This is a genomic window from Roseateles sp. P5_B10 (genome assembly GCF_056400485.1).
Window position 1 is genome coordinate 1 of the sequence record NZ_JBFULE010001588.1, and the last position, 610, is coordinate 610.

Sequence of the window (610 nt, forward strand, 5' to 3'; positions counted from 1 at the left end):
AGCGATAGCTGCATTGCAGTCCATCCGTCGGACATGTGCGTCGCGATGGCTGCACTCGATGCATCCGTCGAAGTCGAGGGGCCGGACGGCAAGCGATCGATTCCGATGTCTGGTTTCCACCGCCTCCCCGGCGGAGAGCCCGAACGCGACAACACGCTGAAGGTCGGCGAGCTCATTACATCGATCATTATCCCCAAGCCCGACTTCGGTGCCCATCACACCTATCTCAAGATCCGGGACCGGCTCTCCTATGCCTTCGCGCTGATCTCCGTCGCCGCCGCGCTGCGTGTGGAGGAGGGCATCATCCAGGACGTCCGGATCGCGCTCGGCGGGGTCGCGCATAAGCCGTGGCGGGATTTTGACGCAGAAAGATCGCTGAAAGGCGAGCGAGTCGGGACCCAGAGCTTTAAGCAGGTCGCTGATTTCATTCTTCGTGATGCGAAGGGGCAGGGCGACAACGACTTCAAGATCGAGCTTGCTCGCCGCGCTATCGTTCGTGCGCTGGAGCAGGCGGCTGCGGGCACACCGCAGGATCAGGCCGACAAATCGATCCACTAGAAAGTTAACGGGACCATCGCATGTCAGTTGGTGAAATCACGCATATCGGACG

At 60.7% G+C, this 610-nt stretch carries 1 protein-coding gene; it reads left to right on the forward strand.

Annotated elements, in window-relative coordinates; all coding sequences use genetic code 11:
• The coding region (locus AC1DU6_RS34735; RefSeq protein ID WP_477863066.1) for an FAD binding domain-containing protein at window positions 1-558 on the forward strand (558 nt) is incomplete at its 5' end.
• Window positions 559-610: the final 52 nt, after the last annotated feature.